The 18,780-nt window shown below is 56.1% G+C and carries 10 protein-coding genes and 2 pseudogenes; 9 read left to right on the top strand and 3 right to left on the bottom strand.

The window, feature by feature from the left end:
• Positions 1 to 523 precede the first annotated feature (523 nt).
• Positions 524 to 1,633 carry an NADH:flavin oxidoreductase/NADH oxidase gene (locus ACYQ14_RS21475; RefSeq protein WP_459891318.1) on the bottom strand — a complete coding sequence of 370 codons (1,110 nt, stop codon included), beginning with the start codon at positions 1,631 to 1,633 and terminating at the stop codon, positions 524 to 526.
• A gap of 97 nt (positions 1,634 to 1,730) precedes the next feature.
• On the opposite strand from ACYQ14_RS21475, the gene ACYQ14_RS21470 reads away from it, so the two are divergent.
• Both ACYQ14_RS21470 and ACYQ14_RS21465 read left to right on the top strand, forming a co-directional pair.
• The gene (locus ACYQ14_RS21470) at positions 1,731 to 2,546 is read left to right on the top strand and encodes a BtpA/SgcQ family protein (protein WP_459891316.1); all 816 of its coding nucleotides are present in this window, start codon (positions 1,731 to 1,733) and stop codon (positions 2,544 to 2,546) included.
• Between the two features lie 129 nt (positions 2,547 to 2,675).
• Positions 2,676 to 3,323: pseudogene (locus ACYQ14_RS21465) on the top strand (IS6 family transposase).
• A 380-nt stretch (positions 3,324 to 3,703) separates the two neighbouring features.
• Here ACYQ14_RS21465 and ACYQ14_RS21460 read toward each other — a convergent pair.
• Both ACYQ14_RS21460 and ACYQ14_RS21455 read right to left on the bottom strand, forming a co-directional pair.
• Positions 3,704 to 4,474, bottom strand: a complete 771-nt coding sequence (locus ACYQ14_RS21460; RefSeq protein ID WP_459891314.1) for an IclR family transcriptional regulator — start codon at positions 4,472 to 4,474, stop codon at positions 3,704 to 3,706.
• Positions 4,475 to 4,685: 211 nt separating this feature from the next.
• Positions 4,686 to 5,386, bottom strand: a pseudogene (locus tag ACYQ14_RS21455) (enolase C-terminal domain-like protein).
• Between the two features lie 373 nt (positions 5,387 to 5,759).
• On the opposite strand from ACYQ14_RS21455, the gene ACYQ14_RS21450 reads away from it, so the two are divergent.
• The 7 genes from ACYQ14_RS21450 (at position 5,760) to ACYQ14_RS21420 (ending at position 18,629) form a co-directional block, all read left to right on the top strand.
• Positions 5,760 to 6,992, top strand: coding sequence for an extracellular solute-binding protein (locus tag ACYQ14_RS21450; protein WP_459891312.1), 1,233 nt, complete (start codon positions 5,760 to 5,762; stop codon positions 6,990 to 6,992).
• Between the two features lie 680 nt (positions 6,993 to 7,672).
• Complete coding sequence (locus ACYQ14_RS21445) at positions 7,673 to 8,299, top strand: carbohydrate ABC transporter permease (protein WP_459891310.1); 627 nt, start codon at positions 7,673 to 7,675, stop codon at positions 8,297 to 8,299.
• Positions 8,299 to 9,135 (top strand): carbohydrate ABC transporter permease, encoded by an 837-nt coding sequence (locus ACYQ14_RS21440; RefSeq protein WP_283837227.1) that lies wholly within the window; start codon positions 8,299 to 8,301, stop codon positions 9,133 to 9,135. The genes ACYQ14_RS21445 and ACYQ14_RS21440 overlap by 1 nt, the downstream gene beginning before the upstream one ends.
• Before the next feature lie 11 nt (positions 9,136 to 9,146).
• Positions 9,147 to 10,277, top strand: coding sequence for an ABC transporter ATP-binding protein (locus tag ACYQ14_RS21435; RefSeq protein ID WP_459891307.1), 1,131 nt, complete (start codon positions 9,147 to 9,149; stop codon positions 10,275 to 10,277).
• 165 nt (positions 10,278 to 10,442) lie between these two features.
• On the top strand, positions 10,443 to 13,421 hold the full coding sequence (locus ACYQ14_RS21430) for a glycoside hydrolase family 2 protein (protein WP_459891305.1): 2,979 nt from the start codon (positions 10,443 to 10,445) through the stop codon (positions 13,419 to 13,421).
• A 117-nt stretch (positions 13,422 to 13,538) separates the two neighbouring features.
• Positions 13,539 to 16,724 (top strand): glycoside hydrolase family 2 TIM barrel-domain containing protein, encoded by a 3,186-nt coding sequence (locus ACYQ14_RS21425; RefSeq protein ID WP_459891302.1) that lies wholly within the window; start codon positions 13,539 to 13,541, stop codon positions 16,722 to 16,724.
• A 1,143-nt stretch (positions 16,725 to 17,867) separates the two neighbouring features.
• Positions 17,868 to 18,629 carry an enoyl-CoA hydratase/isomerase family protein gene (locus ACYQ14_RS21420; protein ID WP_459891300.1) on the top strand — a complete coding sequence of 254 codons (762 nt, stop codon included), beginning with the start codon at positions 17,868 to 17,870 and terminating at the stop codon, positions 18,627 to 18,629.
• Positions 18,630 to 18,780: the final 151 nt, after the last annotated feature.

Here is an 18,780-nt window from a genome sequence, read left to right as displayed (position 1 = left end):
ATTTCAGTTACTTGTAGACGGAGTTCGGACATCAGCCACAGTAAATTTCGCCAGTATATTCCGAATATAATATAATTATACGCGATACAGACCCAGTGTTCAGAAGTTTATCAATCATTTCATACAAATATAGTCGATTTATTCAATTATATAGCCAATCACAGAATCAGTGAACACACCAGTGCACTCTCGGCGTGATTATGCTATCGCCTCCCCGTTGGCACCGGACAAAGACCTCCTCATGATCACCCGACCAGAACGACTTATTTGATAGCATATCGAGTGATTTTTTCTAATAGAAATGTATTAGAGACGGCATCTGTTGAGCCATCTCCCAGTGCCTACCAAAAGACGCGTCCGCCTGGTAAGCAGAGTGTGGGAAGGAAATACCAATACGTCGCTCACGTCCAATTCTGTTTTCTTGGAGCTTTTCCGTACCAATCACATGCGACACGACCGAGAAGCAGGAACGGTCACGGAATCATTCGTAACCGTCTGCAAGCAAGAACCCCCGAATCAGCACCTACTCACTCGAACGGGAGACAGCACGACGATACTGTACCGGCCACTTCGTTTCGGCGTCTTCGATCCCTAACTCGTCTGCCGCGTGCGTCCCGAAGTAGGGGTCTCGAAGGAATTCTCGGCCGACGAGGGCGAGATCCGCTCGTCCGTTTCGAATCGCGGCATCGGCCTGCTTCGGTTCGGTGATCCCGCCGACTGCGCCGACAGCGATTTCAGTTGTCCCTGCCGATCGGATCTGTTCGGCAAGTGGGACCTGAAAGTTCGGCCCGCCGGGGACCTCCTGATCGGGATGAATGCCGCCGGAACTTACGTCTAGGAGATCGACGCCAATATTCTCGAGGTCGCCCGCAAGTCGGACCGAATCATCGATATCCCACGAGTTGCGATCGGCGAGCCAGTCCGTACCGGAAATACGAACGAACACCGGTTTTTCGTCCGGCCAGACGTCACAGACCGCCCGTGTTACTTCACGCAGGAGCCTCGTCCTGTTCTCGAAACTGCCGCCGTACTCGTCCTCGCGTCGGTTCGTCACCGGCGAAAGGAACTCGTGGAGCAGATAGCCGTGAGCGGCGTGTACCTCCGCGATTTCGAAGCCCGCCTCGAGCGATCGAGTCGCGGCATCGCGATAGGCTTCGATCACGGCGTTGACGTCATCCAGATCCGCTTTTCGCATCGCAGGCGGCTTGTCGCCGAAATCCGGGTACGCTTCGGGTGACGGAGAGAGAACCTCCCAACCGCCCTCTTCGGGCTGAATCGGGTCGTTTCCCTCCCACGGTCGGCTCTTACTCGCCTTGTGGCCGGCGTGGGCGAGTTGAATAGCGGGGACCGAGCCCTGTTTTCGGATAAATTCGATCGTCGGTGCCAACGCGTCGGCGTGTTCGTCGCTCCAGATACCCAGATCGTGAGGAGTAATTCGACCTCGCGGCTCGACGGCCGTCGCTTCGGTCATCACGATTCCGGCGCCACCGACGGCACGACTGCCGAGGTGAACGCGATGCCACTCCGTCGAAAGCCCATCTGGGTCACAGGAGTATTGACACATCGGAGAGACGGCGAGACGGTTCGGAATTTCGTAGTCGTCCAACGATAGCGAAGTAAACAGATGAGACATCGTCGTTGTTTACTAGCTGTCGAGTAAAAACGATCCCGAAGTGCGAGCCCTTTGCCGCTGTTCGTGCATCTTTGGTACAGGGCCGACCAGACCGATCATGAAACTCCTCGAGCAATTCGACGGTGACCGACCGATCATTGGGATGGTTCATCTCCCGGCACTACCCGGATCGCCTGGGTTCGACGGTGATCGCGATGCAATTCGTTCTCGAGCACTCGACGATGCGCGGACGCTCGAGGCGGGCGGCATCGACGGAATTATCCTCGAGAATTTCGGTGACGCGCCGTTTTATCCGGAAACCGTTCCGACGCACGTGGTCGCGGAGATGACTGCCCATACGAACGCAGTGACAGACGCCGTGGACGTTCCCGTCGGCGTCAACGTTCTGAGAAACGACGCCGAAGCGGCGGTCTCTATCGCGGCCGCGACGGGTGCCTCGTTCGTTCGCGTCAACGTCCACATCGGCGCGGCAGCAACCGACCAGGGGGTCCTCGAAGGGAAGGCTCATGAGACGATCCGGCTGCGGGAGCAGATCGACGCCGACGTCGGAATTCTCGCAGATGTCCACGTTAAACACGCGACGCCCGTCGGCGAAACGTCGATCGAACAGGTCGCACTCGAAGCGACCGAACGCGGGTTAGCAGACGGTGTCATCGTCTCAGGGGCTGGAACCGGAGTCGAAACACAACTCGAGGATATCGAACGCGTTTCGGACACGCTCGGGGAACTCGAGGACCCCGTGCCGGTCTTCGTCGGAAGCGGCGTGACGGCCGAGACGATCAGCGACTGTTTTGAGGAGGGCTCGAGCGGCGTTATCGTCGGAACCGCACTCAAAGAGGGGAAAGTAACGACGAACCGGGTCTCGAGAGAGCAGGTCGAAACGATCGTTGAAACAGGGCGAGATCCGCAGTAGGGCGGTTTAACCACGCGTGGTCGACCGGATTTTTTCTCTCGTATCAGCTACTCGGGTTCTCACTCTTACTGGCAGTGTCTAGTTAGGCCAGTTTGAGGAACGAGCAGGTCGTGGAGTTAATTTGGACCAATGCTCGCAGACCTGCTCAGTGAGTCTTACGCAGCGGAATTTGATGAATGTTGGGAGCGTGAGCGGACGGCAACGCCCGCGGGGGTGTTCGCCGTCCGCCTCCACGCAACCGGATGTTAGCTTCGAGAGACACAAGCGGTTCTTCGCTTGATCGGCGTTGAACGGTCTCATCAAGCGATCTATCAGTGGGTACATCGGCTAGCTGACAGCGTGCCAGACCCGCCGAGGGCTTCGCCCTCGAGGGTCGCGGTTGATGAGGCTGCTGTCAGGATCAACAGCAACTGGTATTGGGAGTACGCTGCAATCAACCTAGACTCATGACTCATTCTCGATGTCGCAGTCTTCGGACGGAAAGGTACCGATTCAGCTGCTGCATTCTTGTACCGACTCACCGAGAAACACGATCTCGCCGACACCGTGTTTCTCGTCGATGGCTACGGCTATCTGACTGCCCTCTTTCGTTTAGGGTTGAACGGTCAGCTCGACTACGTCGAACAAAATCTCATCGAAAAGTGGTTCCACACGCTGAAGACGCGAGTCGATCGCTTCCACAACTCATGGGTGAGCAGTCAAGCAAGCGTTAGAAGCTGGCTTGAACAGTTTATACAGTACTACAACACCCAACGACAGCACCAATCACTCAACTAACAGGTACCAACGGAGGTGTAAACTAGACAGTGCCCGACATGCTCGATTCTACAAACTTCACAGTCTCAGGCGGGTTGGATCGCTCTATTATACAACCCCCGTTTCCTCATGGGAAACTCTGATCGGAACAAATGAGAAAGACGTGAAATACACACATACAGGTGTAAAAGTAAATGTTGCATCAACAACTCACGATGACGGTGTTTCCATAGTTTGGTGGGTTAAGCAGTTGAAGAGGGGTATTTGCGATTTGAAAGCGACATTACACTGCCAATGGGAACGGGAGATCGGTATTCTAACAACACCGAGGGGACGGGTTGGGACACCATCACCATTTCCATAATTGATTGCGTTTCCTATTTCGAAACGTCGTTCCAGAATCACACCTCCTGAAGGAGTGAGACCTCCACAGCATTACTCGCGCTGATTACGAGTCCAGCGATGTCTTCCTCGAGTTTCTTCCCACTCATTTTGTCGATATTTCCTGCTGCTGTGATCGAAGCAACACTCCCCGAAGGCGTCGTAATCGGTGCCCCAACACACTGAATCGAAGGAACGTGCTCACCGCGTTCGAACGCAAGCCCGCGGTCGCGAACAGACTGGAGTTCTTCAGTAAGTTCATCCTTCGTCGTGATGGTTTTTTCCGTACACTCGGTGAGACCCCGCTGCTCGATTACTTCGTCTATTCGTTCCGTGGAGAACTGAGAAAGAATCGCTTTGCCGCCTGCTGTGGCATGGAGATAGACAGAACCACCGACTGGCGGAAGAAAGCCACCCGTATCGTAAGTCACACCGGATCGATACGCATAGACACCGAGATTGTGTTGGTGAATCATTAAACTCACCGTCGCACTCGTGGTTTCAGCCAGGTTGTCGATCGCAGGTCGTGCCGCAAGACAGAATTGATTGTGACTTCGTACCCGCTCTCCAATCCCGAGGAACCGGAATCCGAGGCGATACGCTCCGTTATCCCGTTCAACGTAGCCTAACGACTGAAGCGTTGACAGGTGCTTGTGAACGGTCCCTTTCGAAATGTCGAGTTCCCGGGCGAGTTCCGTTACGCCTGCTTCTCGACGATTTTCGAGTGCTTCGATAAGTCGAAAGCACGTTCCGACAGCCCGAATAGGTAACTGATCTTGGGTCGTTTCCATAGGAGACGTCCACGCCGAACCATAATAATTGTTTATCATCGAGAAACAGAGACAGCCATGGATACCGTAAACACCCTTTATCGACACAGACACGGATCCGAGTCAGTAGATATCCCGCTCAAGCTCGGACAGCGTATCACTATAGTGAACAGCGATCACGATCGATTGACAACGCTCAACCGTTGTTCGGTACCTCGAGATGGCAACATCGTTACCACTCAGCAACGCTCCCGTCATCATTACACCAGACGGGATTGTGCCAGTCCACCACTCGTTGGGCCTGTTGTTTGACGTACTGTTCGTTGATCTCGATTCCCAGCCCCGGCCCCTCCGATACGTCGACGTAGCCGTCGTCGTACTGGAACACGTCCGGGTTTACGAGGTAATCTAACACGTCGCTAGATTCGTTATAGTGTATGTTGCGGCGCTGTTCCTGAATGAACGCGTTGGGCGAACACGTATCGAGTGTATGCAGGAAGCGAGCGCAATCGGTCCGAGCGGACAGTGGGGCCCGACGGAGATATCGTGTGCTTCAGCCATCGCGGCGATCTCCGGCAGGGCTTCGTTGTTCTCCGGCAAAACTGGCTCTTCGATAAACAGCGACTCGTGTGGCTCGAGCGCTTTCGCGAGTCGTTTGGCCATGTTTTAGACGCGCGGCCGTGGAAATCCACGTCGATATCCACCTCGGTAGAACCCGCCACGATACATTTGCTTCCAGTGGTCCTCGATTCGAAACGGATCTTCTCCCAGAAGACAATTATCCAGTAGTTCTTCGACAGCGGCGCAGACGGTTTTCGCGCGACCTTCCACGATCGGTTCACTCCAGCCGACGATACCGCTGTTTGTCTCGATACGGAGGAAAAGCCATCTTGGCGGGACTTCGTACAGATCGTAATCGATACTCTCGGTCATTGGCTTATCTCAAGTTACCGTTTGTGTCACTTTCGGCAAACACGGTTCGTTCACGAAAGTCGAGGGTCGATTTAGTAGCTGCGGTGGTATTTCGACACAGCCGACGACAACAGACTGTCCGCATTACGGACAAAAACGACCGCACCCATATCGCCACTACAGCCGTTATCTCCGCCCACTGTATCGCGATATCCGATCCGGACGTTGTTAGATGCGTAATGGGAACATCGGGTGTTACGATAAAATGATATATGGGATTTACCGAAACTTTCATTTAATACCTTCTCTAACATGAGTTTGGATGACAATGACACGCAGAACCACTCATAGTGTTCGCCGTCGTAGACTGCTTCAGGCACTTGGAATCGCCGGTGTGTCTGGACTGGCAGGCTGTGTAAGCACAGGCGGTGACGACGATACCGACCTGACCGGATGGGGATGGAACGTCGCGGCGCAATCTCTCCAGGACGCTGCGGTGCAATACAACGAAGAGAACGGGACCGACATCTCGGTCGACGAACTCGGGGATGACGCGTGGGAACAGCGGTTCCAGACCGCGATCACGAGCGGCGAAGGAGCACCAGAATTTTCACCAGTTCAAAACTACGAAGTCGCATCGTTCGCCGACCTCGGCGGGCTAACCGACCTCACCGACCGAATCGATGAGGCGGAGATACGGGACGATATCATTGACGGAAAGTGGGATACGGTCAACATCGACGGTAACGATTACGCGCTTCCGTGGGACCTGGGGCCGACCGGTGTATTCTATAACCGAGAACGGTACAGCGAGGCGGGAATCGATCCCGATGATATCGAAACGTGGGACGACTTTATCGAAGCGGGAGCATCCCTTCCAGACGATATCGCGATGCTCGATCTTCCGACCGAAGAGATACCACAGCTTTGGCGAACGCTGTTCCGACAACTCGGTGGACAGCCGTTCACCGAAGACGGCGACGTAAACATCGCCAGTGGGGAAAGCGTTCGTGCCGCAGAACTGATCAAAGACTTGGACGATGCGGGCATTACAACGCGCGTAGAGATGTGGTCCGGCGGTTGGTTTACCGCCTTCGCTGAAGGCAATATTTTGTCGATGATATCGGCAGCCTGGATGGACGGAACGCTTCGCGCGGAGCTTCCCGACACCGAGGGGAATTGGGGAGTCTACAAGTTGCCCGCGTTCGAAGAAGGCGGTTCCCGTGCATCGAATCGGGGCGGCTCCAATCTGGTTATCCCATCGCAGATACAAGACGAGGAGGTCGTCGAGGAGGTCTGGGAGTTCTGCCTCTGGAGCATGACGACCCCCGAAGTACAAAACACGATGCTAGAGGAGTACGGGTTGTTTCCGTCGTTAGCTACTGCTTACGACTCATCGATTTACGAGGAAGAACAGGAGTTCTACGACGGACAGGCGGTCTGGGAACTCTTCGCGGAGGTTGCCGAAGAGATCGAACCGTATCGATATACGCCAGATACGCCTGAAGTCATGAACGCACTCGAGACGGAACTCAATGATATGCTCGGCGACGAACAATCACCGGAAGAGGCGATGGAAAACGCCGCAGAAACGGTCGCAGACCGCACTGACCGTGATCTGGCATAATATGAGCACAACCGACGGACAGAATCACGCGAACACGACCCGGAACCAGTAGTAGCTATGGATACAAGACAAACTCATGTCAATACGCCAGAAGGATCGAAGCCGCCGAATTCGACGGTTTCGGTCCGCTCGAAAAACGACTACTTCCGCCACGACATTCGATCGGTATCCCGTTCGAGCACTCGGGCGGAGAGACAGATGAACGATGTGAACGCTGAGAGGCATCGAACTGAATATGGGCAAACCGAGATTTCAATAGAGACAGATAACACGGTCGTTCTGGTATGACCCTTGGAGCTATTATTTCGAAGGTTCAGTCGTCACACTCGTATAAACGAGCGTCCGATCAGCTTCGGTACAAGCGTCAGACTATTGCCGAATGGCTACCGACGCTTCCAGGGCTCCCTTACCTGTATATTTCGCCGTTTTTCATCCTCTTCGGGATATTCCTGCTGTTTCCGACGGTGTACACACTTTATTTGTCCTTTTTCACATATCTCGGCGTAGCCGATGGAAACCTCTTTGAGATACAACTGGGAGCAGTCGAAATTGCGATTCCGCGGATAGCAAACCTGGAATTCGCCGGTCTATCGAACTACGAGCGATTGCTACTCAGAGATTCGCTCTTCCACCGGTCGATGTACAATACAGCGTTTATTTTCTTTGTACAGGTGCCGCTGATGGTCATCCTCGGTATGGCCACCGCGCTCGTGTTGGATGCCAAATTCATTCGCGCAAAGGGGCTATTTCGGACCCTAATTGCGCTTCCGGTCGCGACTGGCCTCGTCGCGTACTCGACCATCTTCCTCTTGCTGTTCAACGACGACATCGGGCTTATCAACTACATGTTAGAGTCCGTCGGCACGACGGCGATTCCGTGGTTGACGGACGGGTTCTGGGCGCGAATCACGCTCGTGATTGCAGTCACCTGGCGGTGGCTTGGATACAACATGATCATCATACTAGCCGGGTTACAGACGGTTCCACAGCAGTTGTACGAAGCGGCCGAAATCGACGGTGCGAGTCGTTGGCAGAAGTTTCGGTACGTGACCCTGCCCCAACTCCGTCCAGTCCTGTTGTTCGTCGTGGTCACCTCGACGATCGGAACCTTCCAGATATTCGCCGAGCCGTACGTCATTACCGGCGGCGGCCCGGGCAACGCAACGATTACCGTCGTACAGTACATCTACGAACAGGCGTTCTTGCAGTTCAACCTCGGATACGCGAGCGCGGCCTCGGTGATTCTGGTTACCATGGTTAGCATCCTATCAATACTCCAAATAAAATACGGAGGGGGTGAAGACTGATGCGCGAGGATACCAGGAACAAAGCGCTCTGGAAATTCGGGAGCTACATCTTCTTGCTCATCGTCACCGCTCTCGTGACGATTCCGATCTACTGGATGGTGGTCACCGCGACGATCCCTCAATCCGAGTTCTTCTCGTGGCCGCCGCGGGTCATCCCCGGGACGTACTACTTCGAAAACCTCGCGGCGCTACAGGAGAACACGAACTTCATCAGGAGTATCGGGAACAGCCTCATTATCGCGATTTCCTATACTATCCTCTCCTTGCTGCTCTGTTCGATGGCGGGCTTCGCCTTCGCGAAGTACGAGTTCCGGTTCAAAGAGCCGTTGTTCTACTTTATCTTGGCGACGCTTATCCTCCCGATTCAGTTGCTGATTATTCCGCTGTTCCTCCTAATGGTCCAGTTCGGGTGGACGAACTCGTTCCTCGCGGTGATCCTTCCGTGGGCGGCGAATCCCCTCGGGATATTTCTGATGCGCCAGAACATGCGAGCGATACCCGATTCGCTCCTCGAGTCGGCTCGAATGGACGGCGCAACGGAGTTCCAGCTGTACTACAAGATCGCGTTGCCGACGATGATCCCGTCGTTGGCGGCGCTTGCGATTATTCTGTTCTTGTTCCAGTGGCAGGCGTTTCTCTACCCGCTGGTTATTCTCCAGGAACCGGAGATGTACACGATTCCGCTCGCGTTGGCGGATCTCGTCGGGGCACAACGAGTGTACTACGACCAGATAATGGTCGCGACATCGCTCGCGATTATTCCGATCTTCGTGGTGTTCCTGACGCTCCAGAAGTACTTCATCAAAGGGATCCTCGCAGGGTCCGTCAAACAATAAGGTGATCAACAATGGCTACAATCGACATTACGAATTTACGAAAGGAATTCGGTGACGACGGCGAACAGATCGTGGCAGTCGACGACGTCGACCTCACAGTCGAAGACGGGGAGTTTCTCGTCTTTGTGGGGCCGTCCGGCTGTGGGAAAACGACGACGCTACGGTGTATCGGCGGCCTCGAGGACGTTACGGAGGGCACCATCGAATTCGACGGAACCGACGTAACGGACGAACGTGCGCGGGAACGAAACGTCGCGATGGTGTTCCAAAATTACGCTTTGTACCCGCACATGACCGTCGAACGGAACATCGGCTTCCCGCTGAAGCTATCGACGAAGCAATCCTCCGAAGAAATCGCCGCTCGAGTGACGGAGGTCGCGGAGTTACTTGGGATCGAACCGTTGTTGAACAAAAAACCGAAGGAGCTCTCCGGCGGGCAACAACAGCGCGTCGCGCTTGGTCGGGCGATCATCCGCGATCCCGAGGTGTTCTTGATGGACGAACCGCTCTCAAATCTGGACGCGAAGCTCCGCTCGACGATGCGGACGGAGCTTCAGGAGTTACAAAAGGAACTCTCGGTGACCACCGCGTACGTAACTCACGACCAGACCGAAGCGATGGCAATGGGCGACAGAATAGCCGTTCTCAATCACGGGCAGCTACAACAGGTCGGCACGGCCGAGGAAGTGTATCGATCGCCGACCAACGAGTTCGTCGCGGGATTCATCGGCAGTCCGAGCATCAACCTCTTTACGGCGGCCATCGACGGAAACACGCTCACCGGACCCGGCGGATTCACCTACACGCTCGAGGACGCAACACCGCTCGAGGGCAGGGACCGCGTCCGCGTTGGCGTCCGGCCGGAAGACCTGACGCCCGTTTCGGACGGAAGCATGCCCTGTGACGTCACCGTCGTCGAGCAGATGGGGAACGAAAACTTCCTCTACGCGGAGATGGGCGACATCGATCTAACGGCGCGTATCGAAAGCAGGCTCAACCCGGCGGAAGATATCGGGATCACGTTCGGATTCGAGGAGGAGGATCTCTACCTCTTCGATCCGCAGACCTCGTCGGCCCTCAAAACGAAGACGAGCGAGACGAACGTCGACTATCAACAGTACGTCCAAACTGGGAACGTCTAACGGTTGCGGAGACGGCACCCAAACTCGGAATCGGTTTTGGGACGAAGGCACCCGCGTAACGATAGCGACGGTAAATCGGTCGGAAACGCTCTCTCGCGGTGATTGTATCGTTCAGTTGACTTACGGAAATAGCTATACGTATCGCCCGCCATTATTCGATGAGCCATGTCAGACAGAGACATACCAAGCGAAGCCGTTAGCCGGCGAATGATGCTTTCGTCGGTATCAGGTGTTGCATTGAGTGCCATCGTCGCACCCAGCGTGGGCGCTCGCGACCGAACCCCCGTCGAAGCGGACGAGGTTCTCTCCAGCTTCAATGGAGATACCGTTCCGTCGGTTTCGCTCACTCCTCAACCAGCGGAGACGGAGCGTCGGCAATCGCTGAACGGAGAGTGGGAGTTTACTGAACGCGCGGGCACGGACATCCCGGAGACGGACGACTGGGGATCAGAGGACGTTCCGGGACAGTGGAGATGGGACGAAATCCTCGAGGACGAGAGCGAATGGTACCCGCCCGACGACGCCAGCGGCTGGTATCGGAGAACGTTCACGATACCGTCGTCGTGGGACGGTGATCGACTCAAACTCCGGTTCGGGGCCGTCTACAGTCAGGCGACAGTGTGGATTAACGAAACGAAGGTCGGTGAACACACGGGGGGATACACCCCCTTCGAAATCGACATCACCGACGAAGTTTCGACCGACTCGGACAATACCGTTACCGTCGCGGTCTCTCACGATTCGGCCGCCGACGAGATCAGTTGGCAAAACGTCACCGGCGGAATTACGCGAGACGTAACGCTCTATAGCGTCCCTTCGGCCTTCGTCTCCCAGTTCCACGTAGACACCGAGCTCCGCGACGACGGAACGGCGACGGTGTACGCAGAAACGACGGTTTCGAACGACGGGGATGAGGCCGTCGAAAACGCCGTCGTCGACATCGAATTGACGAACCCGGACGGAGAACGTGCCGGCTCCACCGAACGTGAACTCGAGCCGCTCGAGAGCGGCGAATCGAGGACGGCGGTGCTCGAAATACCCGTCTCGGATCCTGTCACGTGGAACCCGGAGCAACCCCGGTTGTACGATATCGAATGTACACTCGCCGCCAGTGACCAGCAAACAAACCTCGAGAAACGGGTTGGCATTCGCCAGCTGACCGTCGTCGGAAACGAACTCCGACTCAACGGAACGGCACTTACGCTCCGGGGAATTAACTGGGAAGAGATTCACATCCCCGAGCACGGCCACGCGGTCCCGGAAGAACTGACCCGCCGTGACGCCGAACGACTGCTAGAAGCAAACATCAACTTCGTTCGGACGGCCCACCACCCGACCTCCGAAGCGTTTCTCGAGGCCTGTGACGAACTTGGAATCGTCGTCGAGGTCGAAGCGCCGCACATGTTCGTCGGACGGGGCCGCCCCGATCCCGAGTACGATCTGGTTCTCCAACAAACGGCGGAGATGGTTGAGCGCGACCGAAGCCGAACCTCGGTCTGTCTGTGGTCCATCGCGAACGAATCCGAGTGGTACCAGGCGTTCGAGGACGCCGCGACTCTCATCCGCGAACTCGATCCGACCCGTCCGACTATTTTCCACTACGACATCTACGACGAGGGGCAACCGTGGGAAGAGCACGTGGACATCGACAGCCACCACTATCCGGCCAAACGAGTTGATTCGACGGTCGACCAGTTCGAGGACCACAACGATCCGATCATGTTCGGAGAGTACGCCCATCTTTACTGTTACAACGACCAGGAGCTCGTCACCGATCCCGGCCTTCGGGACGAGTGGGGTCGCCTGTTCGACGAGATCTGGGAGCAGTGTCGATCGCTCAAGGCGTGTATGGGTGCGGCGATCTGGGCGGGCGGCGATCACCTCGAGCAATGGGGCGATTACCTCTGGGGCATCGTCGACCGACACCGGCGGCCGCGGCCCGAATACTGGCACGTGAAGAAGACGTATTCTCCGGTCAAACTCGCGACAACGGAATGGGTCGACGACGAATCGGTTCAGCTTACGATCGAGAACTGCTACGAATTCGTCAATCTCTCCGATCGTCGCCTCGAGTGGGAACACGCCGAGGGCGAGGGTATCGTGGACGCGGACATCGAACCCGGAGAACGCGGAGAGATCGTCATCCCCGCGGAGAACGCGGACGAAGTTACCGTTCGCGCCTGTCATCCGGACGGATTCACGATAACGTCGTTCGCGCTTCACCGAGAGGAGCCGGAATCGGAACGGACGAACGAGACAGGGGGCGGTCCTCCTGATGGTGCCGGATCCGTCTTCGAAGCGAACGGAGCCGTTTGCGCGGAGACGCCGACCCACGCGCTGTCGGTGGACTGTCGGTCGGGAGAGCTTGCTGTCGGATCAGGGGGTAACGACTCGGTCGTCTCCGGAGCCCTCGAGCTCGCCGCAACGCCGATTCAGTCGGACGCCGGGAGAGCGTACGACGAGGCCATCGACCACCGGCTCGAGGAACGAACGGTCGACGACGTTCGGATCGGAGACGACGGCGAGACGATCGTCACGGAAGTGAGCTACGAGACGGCAACTGGTGAGTTCGTGATCCACACCCTCTCGGGGGGTATCGAAATCGAGTACGATTTCACGCTCGAGGAGTCGCTTTCGCTGCGAGAAGTCGGCCTCTCACTGCCGGTTACGGACGACCACACCACGCTTTCGTGGACGCGGGATGGACACTGGAGTACCTACCCTGCGGATCACATCGGTCGACTGTCGGGGACCGCGAGCGCGTTTCCGACCGGCGATCGGCCGGACGACGACACGAAGCGACTCGACCCCGATCAGCCGTGGAAAGACGACGCGACAATCCGTGGGTCCAACGACTTCCGGAGCACGAAACGGAACGTGCTCGCCGCAGACCTCAGGAGCAACGACGAGGACGGAGTAACGATTCTCTCCGAAGGCGACCAACACGTTCGGTGTCAGGTTCGCGACGACGCCGTCGACGTGCTCGTTCTCGATCGATCACTTTCGGGTTCCAGCGCTGACTGGATGGACCGGTATCCAGTTCTGGATCAAGAGCCGGAACTCGAGTCGGGTACGCAGCTAGCGGGGAGTGTCCGGTTCCAGGTAACCGGATCTCGCGCCGGTGATCCTCCTGCGATGGACTGAGTTGGGAGGTCGAAAGACGCCGGCAGTCCCTCGACGAGCGGCGGATCTCACCGAGAACGTGCCAGATAGATTGTTTTTCACCCGACCGTTTATGATCGATCGATTCGTGGTGTTCCTATGGCTCGACGCCCAGTAGAACGAAGCTCGCTCTCCGAGTACATCGAAAACCCGGCTCAGCTCGGCGAGAACGTCGAACCGGTCCACTGTCCAACGATCAGCTACGAAACGATAACGCGCGCCGTCGACGCAAACGAACCGCTAACCGAACTCGAGTCCCGGTGGGAGCGCTCGAACTACTTCGAACGGCTCGACGGGGAGTGGGAGTTCTGTTGGGCAGAAACGCCGGCAGCCCTCCCCGAGGAGCTCCCGGTGGACGGCGACTGGGACACGATTCCAGTTCCGTCGGTCTGGCAACTGCACGGGTACGACAGACCCATTTATCGGAATCACGCGTTGACGTGGGAGCGACTACCCGAAGTCGAGACGCTTCCAGATGCGCCCGACGTCCCGGACGAATTCAATCCGGTCGGCACGTATCGACGAACGGTGACCGTTCCCGATACCTGGGAGGGAAACCGGCGATCGTACCTCCAGTTCGAGGGCGTCAAATCCGCCTTTTTCGTCTGGATCGACGGCGAGTACGTCGGGTACGATCAGGGATCGATGACTCCCTCCGAGTTCGACGTGACCGATCACCTCCAGCCGGGTTCGGATCACGAATTACTGGTTCAGGTGTTTCGGTTCTCCGATGGGAGCTATCTGGAGACTCAGGATATGATCCGATTCAGCGGTATCTTCCGGAGTGTATTCGTGTATTCGAAACCGGAGAGACACGTTCGAGATTACACCGTCCGCACCGACTTCGACGAGGCACTCGTCGACGCCACGCTCTCCGTCGACGCCGATATCCGTGGGCCTCGGACCGCCGGAGATGAACTAACGCTCGTCGGCGAACTGTACGCTCCGGGCGGGTCACTCGTCACGACGATGGAAGCGCTCGTTGAGGGCCAAGACGGGAACACCGTGGGGCTAAAAGCGGATATTTCTGACCCGGAGAAGTGGTCCGCAGAGAACCCGACACTGTATACCCTGGCGATCGCGCTCCGAACGGCGACCGGCGAGACAACGGAGGCGCTCACCCAATTCGTCGGCTTCCGCGAATACGAGATCGACGACGGAGTCCTCACGGTTAACGGGAACCCGGTGACGATCCGCGGGATGAACCGACACGACCATGATCCGCGGGGCGGACGAACCGTACCGTTCGATCGGGCACTCGAGGATCTCAGAGCGATGAAGCGCAACAACATCAACGCGATCAGGACCGCTCACTATCCGCACGATCTCTCGGTCTACGCCATCGCCGACGAACTCGGGCTGTACGTCTTCGACGAAGCGAACGTCGAAACCCACTTCGATCTGAACTTCGTCAACGACCACCCCGAATTTCACGACGCGTTTCTCGAGCGATTCGAGCGGATGATCGCCCATCACAAAAACGTCACCAGTATCGTCGCCTGGAGCACCAGCAACGAGGCGGGAACCGGGCCGGCACACGAGGCGATGGCCGAACACGCCCGCGACGTGGACGAGACGCGATTCGTCTTCCATCAGGGCGACGGCGAAGCGCCTTACGAGGAGTTCCACGACTCGATGACCGGGACGGCGCCGTTTACCGACATTTCCGGGCCGCGATATCCGATTCCGGATACGCTCGCGCAGTTCAGTTCTGTCGACGACCGCCCGCTGATCATGGGAGAGTACGCCCACGCGTTCTGTAACAGCCTCGGTTTGCAGGACGCTTACTGGGGCCTCGTCAATACGATCGACGGGGTGCAAGGCGGATTCATCTGGGAGTGGACCAATCAAACGCTTCGGGCAGATACCGTGGCGGACGGAAACACGCGGAGTGACGGCGTGTGGTTCGACGACGACAGCTTCCTCCTTGACGGCGTCGTTTTCTCGGACCTCTCGGCCAAGCCGTCGCTCGAGCAGGTCAAGTGGATCCAGCGACCGATGTCGGTAGAGCCGATAACACCACGCGACGGTGTCGTAACGATAACGAACACCTTCGATTTCACGAATCTGTGTGAGTACGAACTCCGGTGGGAACTCAGTATCAATGGAGTAGTCGATCAGGAGGGAATCGTGGACGTAGATATCCCCGCAGGACGCACCCGAGGAGTCATACTCCCGTTCGAAGAGCCGTCCCTCCACCCGGGTCAGGAGTGTCTGGTGACGGTTAGTCTTCGTTTGGAGTCCGACACGGAGTGGGCCGATCGCGGCCACGAAATAGCGTTTGAACAGTTCGAGGTGCCGATTTCCCCTCCCGTAGAAAGGGCGACCGCTGTCGAGGGCGAACCCGACGAGTCGCTCGAGATCACCGAACGCGGCGCGGAACTCGTCTTTGCCGGAGACCGGTTCGAGTACAGCTTCGATCGACGTCGAGGCCGGTTTCGGGACCTGTCCGTCGCAGGGGAAGCCGTCGCACGGAACGGCCCGGTGTTCGATGCGTATCGGGCACCGATTCCGAACGAAGGGCACGTCCGAACCGCAACCGAGTGGGGATACGACAACGAAACGGAATGGACTAAGCTCGGATTGGATGCCGTTTCCCACGATGTTCGGACGGTAACCCTCGAGCAGTCCTCGCCAAGGCACGCCCTGCTCGAAGCGCAAACGGCGCTCAGAGACGAACGAGGAACTCGCTTATTCGATGTTTCCTACAGATACGACATCTACGCGACCGGCGAGGTTGCCGTCGCGGTAGACGCCGAACCGACCGAACACCTCCGGGACCAGCTCTCGTCGTGGCTTCCACGCATGGGCGTCGATCTCGACTTGCCGCCCGCGATGGCGGCAGTCGAATGGTACGGACGCGGCCCGGGCGAAACGTATCCCGATAGAAAAACCGGAGCCAAAATCGGGCGATACGCGGGGAGAATCAAAGATCAGTACGTCCCCTACCGGGTTCCACAGGACAACGGAAACAAAACCGACGTTCGGTGGGCGACCATGATGAGTGACGAGGCAGGCATTCTCGTCTCCGGTGAACAGCCGTTGAACGTTCGTTTCGACCAGTACAAAAATCTCGATTCGGCCACATACCGTGACGAACTCGTACCGAGCGAAGAAACGACAGTATCCATTGATGCGCACGTTTCGGGTGTCGGCGGAACACCGGTGAAACCGAACGAGGAGTATCGGGTGACACCGAGGGAACTCTCGTTCACATTCGTTTTGCGGCCGTACACCCCGGACGAATGGTTACCGGAAACGGTTGGACACGACCAACTCAAGTAACACGTACGAGAGGGAGTTGATTACAACTCGGTTGAAACGGCGAGTAATCGAATCGCAGGGCGACAACTCGTTTCGGTATTGTCGACTATTAGTCAGGAATGTCACCACCACAGACAACTGAGAAGATATTGTATGATTTTTTAGTTTGTGAACTAATATTGTATGATATTAGAAATAGTGCCTTTCAAATAGATTTGTTTTTTCTCATCTAGTACTCATGGATCAAATGAGGATGCCTATTTATCGCCATATTATAGAATAGTGTGAGAATGTTAGTTGAGTATAGCAGTGAAGTCTGAAAAAGGGCGATAATCGATTGTTTCTCCTCTCATGAACGGATAACCTAGAATATTTCCGATATATAGCATCCAAAACGGTCTTTCCACGTCTATCCCCATGAAAATAGATGGTTTCTCCAAAATGGTATTTTATGATATTTACAATTCCAACATAATTGTTAATCGGCAGGTGCGGTCACAAGAGATTCAAATCTGCCTACATCATCGACGTTATCATCAGAAGTTAATACATTAGGCTTGGTTCCGACCTATATTTCATCACTCTTGTTCTCGAGAACCACAATAGTCGCGGTCCCGAATATGCCGGTTCCCACCTCGAGGCGGTGTACAATCGTAGGCAAGACGCGAACTTTGAATACGATGGGGTCTAATCCAAGACGGAACGCGGCTATGGTACGAGACCGCGATATGCGACTGTTTGACCCTCAGTTACCAAATAAAATTGTATAACTAATTTATGATACGTGCAGTGATTTTCCGGTTATCTAGGACCGAAATATCTGCCTTCAAGGCCAAAATGCGTTCTTGGAAACATATGTAGAACTGCAACCGAAGATATATCGATCAGAGAGAAAGAGACAACTATAACACTATTAGAGGTGTTCTTGGCCATTCCCTCCCTGGCGCTATTGAACAACCACATGCAGAGAATCGTAACGTTTTGAAAAAATGACGAATAAGCGGACCTACTAACATAGATGTACAGTAGATACAGAATAATCAAAACCATATAACATTCACAAACCATAATACAAGACCTATCTTTGGATAATAAACGGCTACTTCCACGAACAGTAGACACCAGTCTAGGAATTTTTAACATGGACAATGGTGTGGATACGGTATGGACATCGAAGACAACGGGGGGAGACGGACGATTACGTTCGACCGACCCGAATCGCTCAACGCCGTTACGGCTACCGTCGCCGAAGAGTTGGCGGAGGCTATCGAAGGGGTCACCGTCGACGAACACGATGCGGTCGTCCTCACCGGCGAGGGTGACGCGTTCAGCGCCGGCGGCGATCTCGAGGCGATGGCCGAGCGCGACGAGACGCCGAAAGAATCCGTCGACCGGGTGAGTCGAACGCTCGGTCGGGTGGTCGAAGCGGCGCTCTCTTCGGAAGTGCCGATCGTCGCCAAAATCAACGGCGACGCCGTCGGTGCCGGATTATCGCTCACTGCAATCAGCGATTTTGCCTACGCTGCGGAATCTGCGTCCTTCAGTTGCGCGTTCGTGCGCGTCGGGCTCGTTCCCGATACGGGTGGAACCTTCCTGCTCCCGCAACTGGTCGGCCTCCGGGCCGCAAAACAGCTGGCTCTCACCGGCGAATTCATCTCTGCGACCGAAGCGACTGACCTGGGCCTCGTAAACGAATGCGTCCCGGCCGACGAACTCGACGAAGCCGTCGAAGGGCTCCTGGAGACCCTCGAGAAACGGCCGACGGGCACCATCGGGCTCACCAAGCGGGCGATCCACGAGAACATGAGTCGACACTGGCGAGACGCACTGACCCACGAAATCCACACGCAGTCACTCGCCTACGGCTCTCCCGAACACGAGGAGGGGGTTCGAGCGTTTTTAGCGAACGAAGAACCGGATTATTGAGGGGTGTTGTTCGGCCACGAAACGACCCCGACCCTTCGCTTCCACGGAGGATATCAAAAACCAGATCTGTTTGATAAAATAAGTAGGGTTTTTATTTGGAGGACTTACCAATATCTGGTAGCAAGCATGGCAGGGAACTACATCACATCGG

This window comes from Halostagnicola bangensis, from assembly GCF_054653435.1.
Note: the sequence above shows the minus strand (reverse complement) of the source record. Positions and strands in the feature narration are given on the sequence as shown.